Origin of the sequence: Rhizobium sp. BK212 (genome assembly GCF_014197475.1) — a bacterium.
Lineage (GTDB): Bacteria > Pseudomonadota > Alphaproteobacteria > Rhizobiales > Rhizobiaceae > Rhizobium > Rhizobium anhuiense.
Map to the genome: position 1 here is coordinate 350,072 of NZ_JACIFS010000001.1, position 15,987 is coordinate 366,058.

Genomic DNA, 15,987 nt, shown 5'->3' on the forward strand with positions numbered 1-15,987 from the left:
ATGCCAGACTACGATTATATCCGCAGCGGCGACGCGATTTACGAGCGTTCCTTTGCGATCATCCGCGCCGAGGCCGATCTTTCGCGCTTTACCGAAGATCAAGCCGAAATCGCCGTGCGCATGATCCATGCCTGCGGGCTCGTCGAGGCGGCGGAGCATTTCCTGTTCTCCGCCGATGTCGTCGGCGCGGCGCGCGATGCGCTGAAAGGCGGGGCGCCGATCTTCTGCGACGCGGAAATGGTATCCCATGGTGTCACCCGGGCGCGGCTGCCCGCGCTGAACGAGGTGATCTGTACGCTGCGTGATCCCGCGACACCGGAGCTTGCACGCGAGACCGGCAATACCCGCTCGGCCGCCGCCATGCATCTCTGGCTCGATCGGCTCGGCGGAAGCGTTGTCGCCATCGGCAATGCGCCGACCGCCCTCTTCCATCTGCTCGAACTCCTACGCGACGGCGCCCCGAAACCCGCGGCGATCCTCGGCATGCCTGTGGGCTTCGTCGGTGCCGCCGAATCCAAGGATGCGCTGGCGGAGAATTCCTACGGCGTCCCCTTCGCCATCGTCCGCGGCCGGCTCGGCGGCAGCGCCATGACGGCAGCCGCCATCAATGCACTGGCGAGGCCCGGCCTATGACCACAAGCGGCCGTCTCATCGGCGTCGGGACGGGTCCCGGCGACCCGGAGCTCCTCACCCTCAAAGCCGTGCGTGCCATCGAAGCCGCTGACGTCATCGCCTATTTCGCCAAACAGGGCAGGGGCGGCAACGGCAAGGCGATCGTCGAACCGCTGCTGAAATCCGGGGTGACGCTGCTGCCGCTCTATTATCCGGTGACCACCGAGATCGACAAGAACGACGAACGCTACCAGAGGCTGATCACTGAATTCTACGATCAGTCCGCCAAGTCGGTGGCCGACCATCTCGATGCCGGGCTGACAGTCGCCGTTCTCAGTGAAGGCGATCCGCTCTTCTATGGCTCCTATATGCATCTGCATGTCAGACTTTCCCAGCGCTACCCGACGGAAGTGATCCCGGGCATCAGCGCCATGTCGGGCTGCTGGTCGCTGGCCGGCATGCCGATCGTCCAGGGTGACGATGTGCTTTCCGTACTGCCGGGTACGATGGCGGAAACCGAGCTGACACGTCGTCTTGCCGACACGCAAGCCGCCGTCATCATGAAGGTCGGCCGCAATCTGCCGAAGATCCGCCGGGCCTTGGCGGCAGCCGGCCGGCTTGCGGAAGCCGTCTATGTCGAGCGCGGCACCATGGCCAATGCCGCGATGGAAAAGCTTGCCGACAGGAGCGATGGCGATGCGCCGTATTTTTCGCTCGTGCTGGTGCCTGGCTGGGAGGCGAGCCGATGAGCGGCAGGCTTTTCGTGATCGGCACCGGCCCCGGCAATCCCGAGCAGATGACGCCGGAGGCTTTGGCCGTCGTCGACCAGGCAACGGATTTCTTCGGCTACGGACCCTATCTCGACAGGCTGCAACTCCGCGACGATCAGCTGCGCCATGCCTCGGACAATCGCGAGGAACTCGACCGGGCGGGGGCAGCCCTGGCCATGGCGGCTGACGGCGCGAAAGTCTGCGTCGTCTCCGGCGGCGACCCCGGCGTCTTTGCCATGGCCGCCGCCGTCTGCGAGGCGATTGAGAACGGGCCGGCCGCCTGGCGCTCGGTTGATCTCACCATTCTGCCCGGCATCACTGCAATGCTGGCCGTGGCGGCAAGAGCCGGCGCCCCGCTTGGCCACGATTTCTGCGCCATATCGCTGTCTGATAATCTAAAGCCTTGGAATATAATAGAAACCCGCCTTGAGCTGGCGGCGAAAGCGGGTTTCGTCATCGCGCTCTACAATCCGATCAGCCGGGCGCGGCCGTGGCAACTCGGCGATGCCTTCAAGCTGTTGCGCAACCATCTGCCGGCAACAACGCCGGTTATTTTCGGGCGCGCCGCCGGGCGCCCGGACGAACGCATCGCATTACAGCAGCTGTCGCAAGCGGACGCGTCGATTGCCGATATGGCGACCTGCATCATCATCGGCTCCGCCGAGACACGCGTCGTCGCGCGGCCGGGCAGGCTGGACCTCGTCTATACCCCGCGTTTCATGGCGGGAGGAAATAGGTGATCGATCGCTGCCAGCGCCGCTTCGACAGTGTCGACCGCCGTGACCGCGGATGCCGGGGCACGCGCGACCATCAACACCTCGATGCCGAGCAGGCGGGCTGCCTCGATCTTCGCATAGGTGGCGGCACCGCCGCTGTTTTTGGCGACGATGACGTCGATTTGGTGCTGCCTCAGGAGATCGCATTCGCCTTCCAGCGTGAACGGACCGCGATCAAGCAGATAATCGACATGATCAAGCGCAAGCGGCGGCTCGACAGGATCGACGCTGCGGACGAGATAGTGATGTTGCGGCGCGGCTTCCGCATGATGCGCGCCCTGCCGGCCCGTCGCCAGGAAGACATGGCGGGGGGAAGGGCCGAGCGCTTCGATAGCCGCCGGAATGCTCTGAACCTCCCGCCAGCGATCGCCGGCTTCGCGTTGCCATTCGGGACGGCGCAGAGCGATCGCTGCGATATCGGTGACCTCAGCGGCAAAAGCGGCATTGGCCGAAATCCGTTCGGCAAAAGGATGCGTGGCGTCGATCAGCAGATGATATCCGCCGGCCGTCAGGAAATCGGCGAGTGCGGCAGCGCCGCCGAAACCGCCGATGCGGACCGGAACAGGCTGTACGGCCGGTTTCTCGGTGCGTCCGGCAAGCGACAGCATAACATCGCAATCGTCGCGCGACGCGAGCGCCGCGGCCAACAAGCGCGCCTCGCTGGTGCCGCCCAGGATCAGGATGCGGGGTCTTCCCATGTCTGATGTCTCTCCTGCGTCCGGCCAGCGCTGGCTGACTATTATCGGCATCGGCGAAGATGGTCCAGAAGGGTTGGGTGAGGAGGCGAAGAGGCTGATCGCGGCAGCACGTGCGGTCTTCGGCGGTGCGCGCCATCATGCACTCGCGGCCTCCTTGATATCAGGCCAAAAGCTTTCCTGGCAGAGCCCATTCGAACGCTCGGTCGACGCCATTCTTGAAAGGCGCGGCACGCCTGTTGTCGTGCTCGCCTCCGGCGACCCCTTCCTCTACGGCGTCGGCGCGACGCTCTCCCGCCACGCGGCGGCGGACGAGATGCGCATCATTCCGGCGCCCTCGGCATTCAGCCTTGCTGCCTCCCGCCTTGGCTGGCCGCTGCAGGCGGTCGCGACGGTCTCGCTGCATGGCCGGCCGATCGACCTGATCCGGCCGCATCTGCATCCCGGGCGGCGCATCCTCGCGCTCACCTCGGACGAAAAGGGGCCAGGCGATCTGGCTGCCCTGCTTGCCGCGACCGGCTTCGGTCAGTCGCAGCTTACCGTGCTCGAGGCGCTTGGCGGCGCGCGGGAGCGGCAAAGACGTGCTGTGGCGGCGGATTTCGATCTCGTGGACATCGATCCTCTGAATGTCTGCGCCGTCGATGTTGCGGCAGGCGAGGGGGCTCGCATCCTGCCTTATGCTGCAGGGATCGAGGACGAGCTGTTCGAGCATGACGGACAAATCACCAAGCGTGAAATCCGGGCGATGACGCTTTCGGCGCTCGCGCCGCGTCACGGCGAACTGCTCTGGGATATCGGCGCCGGCGCGGGCTCGATCGGCATCGAATGGATGCTCGCCGATCCCAGTCTGAAGGCAATCGCTGTCGAGCAATCGCCGGAGCGGGCCGCACGGGTCGCCCGCAATGCAACCGCCTTCGGCGTGCCGCATCTTGCCGTTGTCGAAGGGACAGCGCCCCTCGCGCTGAAGGGCCTGCCGGAACCGGATGTGATTTTCCTCGGGGGCGGCGGCAGCGAACCGGGTGTTATCGAGACTGCGATCGCCGCGCTGAAGCGGGGAGGGCGGCTCGTTGCCAATGCCGTGACGCTGGAGATGGAAGCCGCGCTGCTCGGCGAACATGCCAAACGCGGCGGCTCCCTCACGCGGATCGAAATATCGCGCGCCCAGCCCGTCGGCGGCATGAGCGGCTGGCGGCCGGCGATGCCGGTGACGCAGTGGCGCTGGACGAAAGGATGACGAGATGACGGTGCATTTCATCGGCGCTGGCCCAGGTGCTGCGGATCTGATCACGGTGCGCGGCCGCGATCTCATCACCCAATGCCCGGTCTGTCTCTATGCCGGCTCGATCGTCTCGCCCGAACTGCTGCAATATTGTCCGCCGGGCGCACGCATCGTCGATACGGCGCCGATGTCGCTTGACGAGATCGAGGCGGAATATCTTCGCGCTGCCGCGGCCGGCCAGGATGTCGCCCGGCTGCATTCTGGCGATCTCTCCGTCTGGAGTGCGGTGGCCGAACAGGTGCGCCGGCTGCAAAAACACGGCATCGACTATACGATGACGCCAGGTGTTCCAGCCTTTGCCGCCGCCGCCTCGACGCTTGGGCGCGAGCTGACGATCCCGGCAGTGGCGCAGAGCCTGGTGCTGACCCGCGTTTCCGGCCGCGCATCACCGATGCCGAACGACGAGACGCTGGCAAAATTCGGCGCGACGGGCGCCACGCTGGCGATCCATCTGGCCATCCATGCGCTGAGCCAAGTGGTGGAGGAATTGACCCCGCTTTACGGCGTCGACTGCCCGGTCGCCATTGTCGTCAAGGCCTCCTGGCCGGACGAGCGCATCCTGCGCGGCACGCTTGCCGATATCGAAGCAAAGGTTGCGGTCGAACCGATCGAACGCACGGCGATCATCTTCGTCGGCCCTTCGCTCGCGGCCGAGGATTTCCGCGAGAGTTCACTTTATGATCCGGCCTATCAACGCCGGTTCAGAGGCAGGGAATAACTTCAAGCGATTGGCCGCGCCAGCGTATCGTGACAATCGTTCCCCCGCCGTCCTGACACCAAAAACAGTATCAGGCGACGTTTCACTCAGGTCTCAAACCCGCGCGCTGAGATAGTCCATGCTGGTGCGAAGCGCCCCGGCCGGGTCCTTGACCGCATGAACTTCCGCTGCAAAGGGCTCAAAAGAGAACGGACCCTTATAGCCAGCCTGCAGCAGCGCTCTGATCTGCCCGGCATTATCGAGCCGGTCGTCGCCGTCCACGAGCACGCGATGGGAATCGCGCATCTCGGCAACGGAAACTGTGGGATCACTGACGCTGGAGATGTGCACGAGGCCGGCCAGCTCAGGGAAGGTCGCCGCTTCGCCGGCAAGGTGATGGTGGAAGGTGTCGTGGACAAGCCTGAAGGTCGATTCCGCGCCGAGCTCCCTGATTGCCTCGGCCGCCTCGGTCTTCGAGCGAAGCGAGCAGATCTCGAAACCGAGCGGCTCGACGAGACCGATGATGCCGGCCTTCTCGAGCATCGGCTTCAGCGCCGCCAGAGACCGGCGCAGATTGGCCTGCCGTTCGCCATCGGCGCAGCCGGTGCCGTCGTTCTTCGGAACGAGGACGAGCGCCTTGGCGCCCGACGCGCTGGCATAGTCGATCAGTTCCTGCGCTTCGGCAGCCCTGGTCGCGTTCCACTCGTTGAAGCGCTGCAGGGCGTTGATCGAGATGATCGTCAGCCCATGGCGGGCAGCCGCGTCCTTGATCGTTTCGGGTTTGGTGCCGTCAAGGATGGCATTGCCGGAAAGGTCGTTGCGGATCTCGACGGCATCGATGCCGAGCGATTGGGCCAGCGCGAAAAAATCGTCGATGGCAAGCGACGGGGCGGCCATGTGGTTGAGCGCAAAACGGATCGTAGTCATGACTGGTTCTCCTCCTGATCTCCGCGTCACGGCGGAGCGGTCCTCGTGAATGGGTCAGCGAATCTCTATCGGAATTCGCGTCGCAATCCATCCGTCATTGCCGGCGGCCGCTTTCATTGCTGAGAGAATTTCCAACGAAATGATGGAATTCCATCATTGTTTAGATGTTCTCCGAGATGTGAATGTCGAAAGGCAGGAAGAGTTGTCCGGGAACCGCCGTTTCGCCGTTTTCGATGGCGCTCGTCATCAGCACCATCAGCTCCTTGCAGAGGGCAGGCAGGGGCGTGCCGATCGCCATGGCGACGATATCGTCGGCAAGACCGGCTTTGCTGTCGGGGGTCAGCTCGTTGACCACGAGAACGACCTTGCCGCCGACGCTTTCTTCGCGAAACGCCGAGATTGCCCCCTCCATGCCGCCGCCGCAGACATAGAGGCCGACGAGATCGGGATGTTTCTGCAGCAACGTCAAGGTTGCCTCATGGGTGATTTCGGCGGTCTCGAGATTGATCAGCGTGTCGACGACATCGAACTCCGGTGCATTCTCGCGAAAATAGGAGCGGAAGCCGATTTCCCGCAACTCATGGCCGTGAAAACGGTGGCTGCCGACGAAACAGGCGACCTTGCCGGGCTGGCGCGCCGTGCGCGCGATCGTCCAGGCGGCGGTGCGCCCGACCTTGCGGTTATTGACCCCGACATAGGCGTCGCGCACGCCCGTGGCGAGATCGGAGAGCAGCGAGAAGACAGGAATGCCGCGCTCCTTCAGTTCTTCCACCGCCGTCGTCACCGCCGGATAGTCCGGGCCGACGAGGGCAACGGCCTGGTTGCGGGCGCCGAGCGTCTTGATCTTTTCGACGATCGCAGCCGGTGTCGCGGCGGAGGGAAATTCGATCTGCGTCTGGATGCGCGCCGTCGTCAGCGCCCGCGCTGCCGTTTCGATCTCGCGCGCGAAGCTCTGATAGAAGGACTGCGTTGGTTTCTGCAGCAGGAAGGCGAGCTTGTATTGCGGCAGATCCTCGAAGACGCGCTGCTTGATCAGGCCGACGGCGTGATAGCCGATCGACTGCGCCGCATCATAGACCCGCCGCGCTGTTTCCTCGCGCACCCGGTGGCGCGCGTTGAGAACACGGTCGACGGTGGCGACGCTGACGCCGGAGGCGCGGGCAAGGTCGGATATGGTTGGACGGCGCATGAGCGTTCCTGATGGATTCAATCATGAATGCAAGCCATTCATGATGGCTTTTGATAGAATATATCAAGCCTGCATTGAGCGCCTGCCAAAGTCAACCTATTCTCCCAGGCGAAGGGCATAACGGGAGGCGGATAATGGCGACCCAGACAAAGAAACGTGACTACGACCTGCTCGGCGAAAGCGGCCGCACGGCCGTCGAGACGGGGCTGGCGGCAGCCGAATGGTATCACACCGACATTCCGCGCAAGGAGATGAAGGCGCTGATGCAGCGCTCCGATGCGCCGGCAATCCGCGACACGGTCATCTGGCTCGGCAGCATGGCGGTCTTGGCCGGGCTCGTCATCTATTTCTGGGGCTCGTGGATCGCGCTGCCCATCTTCCTTGCCTATGGCGTGCTCTACGGTTCGGCCTCCGACAGCCGCTGGCATGAATGCGGTCATGGCACCGCCTTCAAGACGCGCTGGATGAACGATGCCGTCTATCAGATTGCCTGCTTCATGATCATGCGCAATCCGGTGACCTGGCGCTGGAGTCATGCGCGCCATCACACCGATACGGTGATCGTCGGCCGCGATCCAGAGATCGCCGTCATGCGGCCGCCGGATCTCTTGCGGCTGGTGCTCAATTTCTTCGGCATCCTCGACGCCTGGCATGCGGTCGTCGACATGCTGCGCAATGCCTTCGGCGGCGTCAGCGCGGCGGAAAAAACCTTCATTCCCGAGATGGAGCAGCCGAAGGCGATCCGTTTCGCCCGCATCTGGCTGGCGATCTATGTCGCGACGATCGCCGCGGCGATCGCCACGGGCTCGATCCTGCCGCTGATGCTGATCGGCCTGCCGCGCCTTTACGGCGCCTGGCACCATGTGCTGACCGGACTGCTGCAGCATGGCGGCCTTGCCGACAATGTGATCGACCACAGGCTGAACAGCCGTACGGTCTACATGAACCCGATCAGCCGCTTCATCTACTGGAACATGAACTACCACGTCGAACATCACATGTTTCCGATGGTGCCCTACCACGCGCTGCCGCAGCTGCATGCGATGATCAAGCACGACCTGCCGGCGCCGAACCCGTCGATCTTGTCGGGTTATCGCGAGATGATCCCGGCCTTCCTGCGCCAGCTGCGCAACGAGGACTATTTCCTGAAGCGCGAATTGCCGGCCACCGCGCGGCCCTATCGCGAGGAATTCCACAACGAGCTGGCTCCGGCCGCGCAATAACGACAATCGAGGGAGGATAAGATGAGCGGAAACTGGATTGAGGTTTGCGGTAAGGACGAGATCGACGAGGAGGATGTCATCCGCTTCGATCACGACGGGCGCACCTTCGCGGTCTATCGCAGCCCGGATGACGAATTCTTCGCCACCGACGGGCTCTGCACCCATGAACATATCCATCTCGCCGACGGGCTTGTCATGGATGAAATCATTGAATGTCCGAAACATAACGGCCGCTTTAACTACAAGACGGGCGAAGCCAAGGGTGCGCCGGTCTGCGTCAATCTCAAGACCTATCCGGTCAAGATCGAAGACGGCGCCGTCTTCATCTCGCTCTGAGGGAGGCCGGCATGGCTCATTACGTCATCCTGGGCGCGGGCGAATGCGGTGCGCGCGCTGCCTTCGCCTTGCGGGAAAAGGGCTTTGCCGGCGAGATAACGCTAGTCGGCGCCGAGCCGCTTCCGCCCTATGAACGGCCGCCGCTCTCGAAGGCCGGCTCCACCGATGCGAGCGAGCCGAAATTCATCGCAGCGGCGGAAAAATATGTCGAAAACGGCATCCGGCTGCTGACCGGCCTCGCGGCAAGCGATCTCGACACCGCGTCCAGGACCGTCACGCTTTCGGACGCTACCGTGCTTTCCTACGACAAGCTTCTGCTTGCCACGGGTGCCGCTGCACGCTCCTTCCCCGGCGCGCCGCAGGGCAGCCCGCATATTCGCGCGCTGAGGACGCATCACGATGCAGCGGCGCTGCGTGATGTCATGAAGCCGGGACGGCATGTCGCCATCATCGGTGGCGGGTTCATCGGACTGGAACTTGCGGCAACGGCGCGGCTGCTCGGCGCCGAGGTCACGGTTATCGAAGGGCTGGAACGCGTGCTGAAGCGCGGCGTGCCGGAGGAGATCGCCCATCTCATCACCGAGCGCCACCGCGCCGAGGGCGTCGATATCCGCTGCGGTGTCTCCATCGAGGCGCTGACTGCGGAAAACGGCAAAGCCCAGATAAGATTGTCGAGCGGTGAGGCGATCGAAGCCGATCTCGCCCTTGTCGGCATCGGTGCCCGGCCGAATGTCGAGATCGCCGAAAGAGCGGGGCTTACTATCGAAAACGGCATTGCCGTCGATATTCATCTGCAGACCTCGGCGCCGGATGTCTTTGCCGCCGGCGACTGCTGCTCCTTTCCGCTTTCGATCTATGGCGGCCGGCGGGTGCGGCTCGAATCCTGGCGCAACGCCCAGGAGCAGGGCACATTGGCTGCGGCCAACATGCTCGGCCTCGACGAGGCCGTATCGGCCGTGCCGTGGTTCTGGTCGGATCAATACGACATGACGCTGCAGATTGCGGGCCTTGCCGAAGGAGCCGCCACGCATCAGCGCCGCGATCTCGGCGCAGGCGCCTTCATTCTTTTCCATCTCGACGCCACCGGCCGATTGATCGCCGCAAGCGGCATCGGACCGGGCAATGCCGTGGCGCGTGACATCAGGCTCGCCGAAATGTTGATCGCAGCGCGCGCCCATCCGGACCCGGCAGCGCTCGCAGCCAGCGACATCAAGCTGAAATCCCTGCTGGCCGCGTGAGCTGGCGGATATTTTCACCCGCTTTTTTTAAAGGAATTTGACGATGAAGAAACATAGACGCGCAACCGTCGCCGATCTGCTTGCGGAAAAAGGCAAGCGCCAGCTCACCATGCTGCGCGTCACCACGCTGGAGGAGGCGGAAGCCGCCGAAAAAGCGGGCATCGATATCGTCTCGGTGCCGCCCTCGCTGCTCGGGCCGGTCTTTCGCGAGGCCGCGCCCACTCCCTTTGCCATTCCGGGGCTCGAATATGGCGACCATGTCTCGGCGGAGGATTATCTGCGCGCGGCTTTCGCGGCGCTGAAGGCCGGTGGCGATGCGGTCTATTGCGCCGCAAGCCTGCAGACGATCCGGCGCCTGCGGGACGAGGGCATCCCCGTCTGCGGCCATCTCGGGCTGATCCCTTCGAAGGCGACCTGGACCGGCGGCTTTCGCGCCGTCGGCAAGACCGCGGCGAGTGCGGCCGAGATCTGGCGGCAGACCAAGGCGCTGGAAGAGGCCGGCGCCTTCGCCGCCGAAATCGAAGTCGTGCCGGGGGATGTCGCTGCCGCCATCAGCAGCAACACCTCGATGCTGATGATCTCCATGGGGGCCGGCAGCGGCTGCGACGCCCAATATCTCTTCGCCGACGACGTGCTTGGCGCCAATCGCGATCACTATCCGCGCCATGCCAAGGTCTATCGCAACTTCGCCGCCGAACATGACCGGCTACAGCGCGAACGCATCGCCGCCTTCACCGAGTTCGCCGAGGATGTCAGGACCGGCGCCTATCCGGAAAAGCGCCATCTCGTCAGCGTCGACGACGCGGAGCTGAAGGTTTTCCTGGACCGGCTGCGGAGTGAGACGGGCAATAGCTAGGGGCAAACCCGCTCTCTTATCTCGATGATGTGGGAAGCGCCGCAAAGGCGCTTCCTTTCCATTGGCTTCCGTCCCGGCCTGTGTCAGGAATGATCCGTTCGACCCATTCGGAACGGAGTATTCGGTCCCCTGTGACGATCGGCTTTGCGCATGCGGAATTGATTGCGGTGCTCGTCGCGGTGACGGGGGACGAGCCGCGCGTGATGACCATCCGCTCCGGCAATGCGCTGCCGTCAGGCCCCTTCGAAATGGGGCATCGCACGCTGCAATCGGGGCTGCGCGAGTGGGTGCAGGAGCAGACGGAACATCCCGTCGGCTATCTCGAACAGCTCTATACCTTCGCCGACCGCGACCGGAACAACGACATCCCAGGCGGACGGACGATCTCGATCAGCTATCTCGGCCTCGTCAACGAGCAGTCGGGCGCCGGCCGGCCGGGATGGCACGGCTGGTACGAATATTTCCCCTGGGAAGACCATCGCCAGGGGCGCCCAGCAGTGCTCAATGAAATCATGACGCGTCTGAAGATCTGGGCCGATGCCGATCCGGCAAGGCGCGACCATCGCCATCGCCGGGCGGATTTCACCTTCGGCCTCGACGGCGGCGGCTGGAACGAAGATCTGGCGCTGCAGCGCTACGAATTACTCTACGAGGCGGGGCTCGTCTCGGAGGCCGGATGCGGGGTGGAGGCCAATCTCGGCCGGGCGATGTTTGCCGATCACCGCCGCATTCTTGCGACCGGGATCGCCCGGCTGCGAGCCAAGATCAAATACCGTCCCGTCGTCTTCGAGCTGATGCCGGAGAGCTTTACCCTGCTGAGACTGCAGCGCACCATCGAGGCCTTGGCCGGGCTGACGCTGCACAAGCAGAACTTCCGCCGGCTCATCGAACAGCAGGAATTGGTCGAGGAAACCGGCGGAACCGAAAGCGAAACCGGCGGCCGGCCGGCGAAGCTCTTCCGCTTCCGCCACACGGTGCTCGAAGAACGGGCGCTTGCCGGAACGAAATTACCGCTCTCCCGCAATTGACATATGCTCACTGTGAGAATATCTCTTTGCCTATGATATGCTCAAAGAGAGCATAATTAGGAGCCGGTCATGAATTATCCTGTTTCCGCATCCTCGCTCTATGAGCGCGTCAGCCGCGTCATTCCCAAAGCCGAATGGATGACGTTCGAAAATGACGTCGACGCGATCCTCGAGCTCAAGCGCCGCCGCAACGCCGTCATTCTCGCGCACAATTACCAGACGCCGGAGATCTTCCACGGCGTGGCCGATATCGTCGGCGACAGTCTGGCGCTCGCCCGCAAGGCGATCGAGGTTGATGCCGATGTCATCGTGCTGGCCGGCGTACATTTTATGGCCGAGACCGCCAAGCTGCTGAACCCCGAAAAAACCGTGCTGATCCCCGATCTCGGCGCCGGCTGTTCGCTGGCGGACTCGATCACGCCCGAGGATATTGCGCTGCTGCGCCAGGCCCATCCCGGCGTGCCCATCATCACCTATGTCAACACATCGGCCGCGGTGAAGGCCGCCTCCGACATCTGCTGCACATCCGGCAACGCCAAACAGGTCGTGGAATCGCTCGGCGTGCCGAAGGTGCTGATGATCCCGGACGAATATCTGGCGCGCAACGTCGCCCGCGAGACGGATGTCGAGATCATCGCCTGGCATGGCCATTGCGAGGTGCATGAACTCTTCACCGCCGAGGACGTGCGCCAGCTGCGTGAAAACCATCCCGGCGTAACGGTGCTCGCCCATCCGGAATGCCCGCCCGACGTCGTGGCCGAAGCCGATTTCGCCGGCTCCACCGCCGTCATGTCGGACTATGTCGGCAGGCAGAAGCCGGCGCGTGTCGTGCTGCTCACCGAATGCTCGATGAGCGACAATGTCGCTGTGCACCATCCCGATGTCGAGTTCATTCGCCCCTGCAATCTCTGCCCGCATATGAAGCGGATCACGCTTGCCAATATCCGCGCCGCCCTTGAGGAAAACCGCCACGAGGTGACGGTCGATCCGGCAATTGCCGTGGCTGCGCGCCGCGCCGTCGAGAGAATGCTGGCTATATGACCGAGGTCCTCGAGCATCTGGCCGGACGCACGGTGATCGTCGGCAGCGGCCTTGCGGGGCTGATGACCGCACTGACGTTGGCGCCCGAACCCTCGGTGATCGTCACCCGCGCCGCCCTTGGCGCGGAGACGTCGAGCGCCTGGGCGCAGGGCGGCATCGCCGCCAGCATGGGCGCCGACGACAGCGCGGCGCTGCACCTTGCCGATACGCTTGCCGCCGGTGACGGGCTCTGCGATCCCGTGACCACCGCCGGCATCATTGCCGAAGCACCAGCTGCAATTGCCGCGCTGGAGCGAGCCGGTGTGCGTTTCGACCGGAATGCCGCCGGCCAACTGTCGCTCGGGCTGGAGGCGGCCCATAACCGCCGCCGCATCGTCCATGCCGAAGGCGACGGGTCGGGTGCTGCGATCATCGCCGCGCTGATCGAGGCGGTGATGAAAACACCTGTGATAACAGTCCTCGAAGGCTTCGAGGCGCGGCGGATTCTGATGGAAGGCGAAAAGGTCGCCGGCCTGCTCTGCGCGACCGCGAACGGGGCTGCCATTCTGCCGACATCGAAGGTGGTGCTCGCCACCGGCGGCATTGGCGGGCTCTACGACGCCACCACCAATCCGATGGGCAATTTCGGCCAGGGGATCGCGCTTGCGGCAAGGGCGGGCGCTGATCTCGCCGATATGGAATTCGTCCAGTTCCATCCGACAGCACTCGATTCCCGCCGCAGGCCGCTGGCGCTCATCAGCGAGGCGGTGCGCGGCGAGGGGGCCTTGCTCGTCAACGAACGAGGCGACCGTTTCATGGCCCGCACTCCAGGCGCCGAGCTTGCGCCGCGCGACGTGGTGGCGCGGGCGATCAGCGCCGAAATTGCCCGCGGCGGCAAAGTCTTCCTCGATGCCCGCATTGCTCTCGGCCACCGCTTTGCCACGCGCTTTCCCGTCATCGCCGCCCTTTGCGGCGAGGCCGGCATCGATCCGGCAAAAGACCTCATCCCGGTACGCCCGGCAGTTCACTATCACATGGGCGGCGTGGCCACGGTTGCAAATGGCCGCAGCTCGGTGCCCGGTCTCTGGGTCGCAGGCGAAGCGGCTTCGACCGGCCTGCACGGCGCCAACCGGCTTGCCAGCAATTCGCTGCTGGAGGCGGCTGTGATGGGCATGCGGGCGGCACGCGACATATCGGGCATGCCCGCAAGTGCTGCCGGAAGCGCCTTCACCGAGAGCCTGCCGGTGCCTGCCGATGCATCGCTCGTCCGGTCGATCGTCTCGCGCCATCTCGGCGTGCTGCGCAATGCCGGCGCCATTCATGGCGCCATCGCCGCCCTGCTGCCGCTTGCCGAAGGGAACAGCCCTGCCGCCGATCCGGCCATCGTCGCGCTCTCGATCGCGGTTTTCGCCAGCTTGCGGACGGAATCACGCGGCGCCCATGCCCGCACCGATTTTCCGCTGAAGCTCGGCGATGCAAACCGCCGCCGGATGCGCCTTTCCCAAGTGCTGGAGATCGCCCGCGCGACCCCGCCCTATTCCCTTGCAAGGAGTGCCTGATGAGCCTCGTTCCCCTTCCGCGCCTGATCGTCGAACCCTTGGTCAGGCAAGCGCTGCTCGAAGATCTCGGTCTTGCCGGCGACATCACCTCGGCCTCGGTCATCCCTGCAGATCACCGCTCGACGGTGGTGATGGCCGCCCGGCAGCCGGGCGTGATCGCCGGCCTCGATGCCGCGGAACTGGCCTTTTCCCTCGTCGATCCGGAGATCGTCATGCGCCGCCATCTCCAGGACGGCGATGCGGCCAAGCCGGGTGACGTGATCGCCACCATCGAAGGCCCGTCGCGCGGTCTGCTGAGCGCCGAGCGCACCGCGCTGAATTTTCTCGGCCATCTCTCGGGCATTGCGACGGTGACGGCCGGGATTGCCACCGCCATCAGGGGCACCAAGGCTTCCGTCGCCTGCACGCGCAAGACGACGCCGGGGTTGAGGGCGCTGGAGAAATATGCGGTGCGGGCCGGCGGCGGCATGAACCACCGTTTCGCCCTTTACGACGCGGTGCTGATCAAGGACAATCACGTCGCCATCGCCGGCGGCGTCGCCGAGGCGATCCGCCGGGCGCGGGCCGGCGTCGGCCATATGGTGAAGATCGAGGTCGAAGTGGACACCCTCGATCAGCTGCGTGAAGCGATGGAGACCGGCGTCGACGCCGTCCTGCTCGACAATATGACGCCGGATCAGCTGCGTGAGGCGGTCGCCATCGTCGCCGGCCGGGCCATCACCGAGGCATCCGGCCGCGTCACGCCGGCAACGGCCGCCGCGATCGCGGCCTCCGGCGTCGATCTCATTTCCGTTGGATGGCTGACGCACAGCGCGCCGGTACTGGATATCGGGCTCGATTTCGTCGCGGCCGCGTCCACAGCGGTAGCAGGCCCGAAACGGATTGCACAGGTCCTGTGACCCGTCAGGCGTGTTTCGGCTGGGCTTCCTTGTCGCTGTCGAATTCCAGCAACTCGATCATCACGCCGAGATCGGGCACCGTGTCATAATAGGCATACCGCCCGTGGCCGCCATCGAATTCACCACTCTGGAGCAGGCGGCGCGGGCTTCGTGAACGAACGATCGCAAGGCAATTCTAGACTGGCCGCGCCTCGACGGTTCATGGCGGAGCATATTTACGCCTGCCCTTGAAGCAGCTCAATCGTAAACGTTACGGCCTCGAAGCCCTTCTCGACTACGGCTGAAACGCCAATTCATGGTCGTCTGGGCGATCGCCTGCATACGAAGGAGGCAATGGAAACTGTCCAGATGCGGGTCGCTCACAAGAAAAATGCGCCGGAAAACGCAGATGCCAGCTGAAGGTGCGGCAAGAAAATTACGAGCTAAGCGCTCTAAATATTAGAACGCTTATTTTTCAGCCGCCGGACCGCTCGATTACAGAGAAATTGTTTCTGTTATTTCAATCACATAATTGACGATCCTGCCCACTTCGATCTCAATGCCGTGGACTTCGCCTGTTTTTTCAGCACAAGAATTGAAGCGTTTAAAATCTTGCAGAACGCCGGATATTCATGAGATAAACGACCTGCGAGTAGAAGCGGTCTGAGCCTCGGTTCTGGACATTGCTCGACGGGTAAACCTGTCGAGAGGATGTCCTAATGCAGGGAAAAACCAGTGATCTCGCCCCGAAATCCGCAGAGATCGACGCTGGACCTGATCATCTTCGCGCGCAGCGTTGTTTTGTATGCCTGGCCAGCAAGCGCCCTGAAAAACGCGATTGCGCAATTGCCGGGCTCGTCGCAGATGGCTTCGATCCGGAGCGCGTCGCCGATCACTATCCGTC

Annotated in this window: 17 protein-coding genes; 13 read left to right on the forward strand and 4 right to left on the reverse strand. The window is 63.8% G+C overall.

Annotated elements, in window-relative coordinates; all coding sequences use genetic code 11:
* The 3 genes from FHT79_RS01675 to FHT79_RS01685 are packed head-to-tail and all read left to right on the forward strand — an operon-like array spanning window position 1 to window position 2,122.
* Window positions 1-633: a precorrin-8X methylmutase gene (locus FHT79_RS01675; protein ID WP_025570630.1), complete on the forward strand. Its 633-nt coding sequence runs from the start codon at window positions 1-3 to the stop codon at window positions 631-633.
* Entirely contained in the window at window positions 630-1,361 is a 732-nt protein-coding gene (locus FHT79_RS01680) for a precorrin-2 C(20)-methyltransferase (RefSeq protein WP_028758288.1), read from the forward strand. The genes FHT79_RS01675 and FHT79_RS01680 overlap by 4 nt, the downstream gene beginning before the upstream one ends.
* The gene (locus tag FHT79_RS01685; RefSeq protein ID WP_047611991.1) at window positions 1,358-2,122 is read left to right on the forward strand and encodes a precorrin-3B C(17)-methyltransferase; all 765 of its coding nucleotides are present in this window, start codon (window positions 1,358-1,360) and stop codon (window positions 2,120-2,122) included. Before FHT79_RS01680 ends, FHT79_RS01685 begins: the two co-directional genes overlap by 4 nt.
* On the opposite strand, the gene FHT79_RS01690 is transcribed toward FHT79_RS01685, so the two are convergent.
* Window positions 2,086-2,856, reverse strand: a complete 771-nt coding sequence (locus FHT79_RS01690; RefSeq protein ID WP_183902902.1) for a cobalt-precorrin-6A reductase — start codon at window positions 2,854-2,856, stop codon at window positions 2,086-2,088. The two genes, FHT79_RS01685 and FHT79_RS01690, sit on opposite strands and share 37 nt — an antisense overlap.
* Here FHT79_RS01690 and cbiE point away from each other — a divergent pair.
* Window positions 2,855-4,087 carry a precorrin-6y C5,15-methyltransferase (decarboxylating) subunit CbiE gene (cbiE, locus tag FHT79_RS01695; RefSeq protein WP_183902903.1) on the forward strand — a complete coding sequence of 411 codons (1,233 nt, stop codon included), beginning with the start codon at window positions 2,855-2,857 and terminating at the stop codon, window positions 4,085-4,087. The genes FHT79_RS01690 and cbiE overlap by 2 nt on opposite strands.
* 4 nt (window positions 4,088-4,091) lie before the next feature.
* Window positions 4,092-4,850: a precorrin-4 C(11)-methyltransferase gene (cobM, locus tag FHT79_RS01700; RefSeq protein WP_028758292.1), complete on the forward strand. Its 759-nt coding sequence runs from the start codon at window positions 4,092-4,094 to the stop codon at window positions 4,848-4,850.
* 93 nt (window positions 4,851-4,943) lie between these two features.
* Here the strand turns inward: cobM and FHT79_RS01705 are convergent, their stop codons facing one another.
* Both FHT79_RS01705 and FHT79_RS01710 read right to left on the reverse strand, forming a co-directional pair.
* Window positions 4,944-5,756 (reverse strand): TIM barrel protein, encoded by an 813-nt coding sequence (locus tag FHT79_RS01705; protein ID WP_097622418.1) that lies wholly within the window; start codon window positions 5,754-5,756, stop codon window positions 4,944-4,946.
* Window positions 5,757-5,916: 160 nt separating this feature from the next.
* A complete protein-coding gene (locus tag FHT79_RS01710; RefSeq protein ID WP_097622417.1) occupies window positions 5,917-6,945 on the reverse strand; it encodes a LacI family DNA-binding transcriptional regulator in 1,029 nt (342 codons plus the stop codon).
* Between the two features lie 134 nt (window positions 6,946-7,079).
* Here FHT79_RS01710 and FHT79_RS01715 point away from each other — a divergent pair, with 134 nt between their 5' ends.
* From FHT79_RS01715 to nadC, 8 genes are all read left to right on the forward strand, one after another.
* Window positions 7,080-8,168 (forward strand): fatty acid desaturase family protein, encoded by a 1,089-nt coding sequence (locus FHT79_RS01715; RefSeq protein ID WP_183902904.1) that lies wholly within the window; start codon window positions 7,080-7,082, stop codon window positions 8,166-8,168.
* Window positions 8,169-8,189: 21 nt separating this feature from the next.
* Window positions 8,190-8,504 (forward strand): MocE family 2Fe-2S type ferredoxin, encoded by a 315-nt coding sequence (locus tag FHT79_RS01720; protein WP_047611977.1) that lies wholly within the window; start codon window positions 8,190-8,192, stop codon window positions 8,502-8,504.
* An 11-nt stretch (window positions 8,505-8,515) separates the two neighbouring features.
* Window positions 8,516-9,742: an FAD-dependent oxidoreductase gene (locus tag FHT79_RS01725; protein ID WP_183902905.1), complete on the forward strand. Its 1,227-nt coding sequence runs from the start codon at window positions 8,516-8,518 to the stop codon at window positions 9,740-9,742.
* Between the two features lie 43 nt (window positions 9,743-9,785).
* Window positions 9,786-10,598, forward strand: a complete 813-nt coding sequence (locus FHT79_RS01730; protein WP_097542595.1) for a 3-methyl-2-oxobutanoate hydroxymethyltransferase — start codon at window positions 9,786-9,788, stop codon at window positions 10,596-10,598.
* Between the two features lie 29 nt (window positions 10,599-10,627).
* Window positions 10,628-11,626, forward strand: coding sequence for a hypothetical protein (locus FHT79_RS01735; RefSeq protein ID WP_174824420.1), 999 nt, complete (start codon window positions 10,628-10,630; stop codon window positions 11,624-11,626).
* A gap of 69 nt (window positions 11,627-11,695) precedes the next feature.
* Entirely contained in the window at window positions 11,696-12,667 is a 972-nt protein-coding gene (nadA, locus tag FHT79_RS01740) for a quinolinate synthase NadA (protein ID WP_097542597.1), read from the forward strand.
* Window positions 12,664-14,205: an L-aspartate oxidase gene (locus FHT79_RS01745; RefSeq protein ID WP_097596049.1), complete on the forward strand. Its 1,542-nt coding sequence runs from the start codon at window positions 12,664-12,666 to the stop codon at window positions 14,203-14,205. Before nadA ends, FHT79_RS01745 begins: the two co-directional genes overlap by 4 nt.
* A complete protein-coding gene (nadC, locus tag FHT79_RS01750) occupies window positions 14,205-15,104 on the forward strand; it encodes a carboxylating nicotinate-nucleotide diphosphorylase (protein WP_097596048.1) in 900 nt (299 codons plus the stop codon). Before FHT79_RS01745 ends, nadC begins: the two co-directional genes overlap by 1 nt.
* Before the next feature lie 695 nt (window positions 15,105-15,799).
* Here the strand turns inward: nadC and FHT79_RS01755 are convergent.
* Window positions 15,800-15,979, reverse strand: coding sequence for a hypothetical protein (locus FHT79_RS01755; protein ID WP_063475724.1), 180 nt, complete (start codon window positions 15,977-15,979; stop codon window positions 15,800-15,802).
* Between the last annotated feature and the right edge of the window lie 8 nt (window positions 15,980-15,987).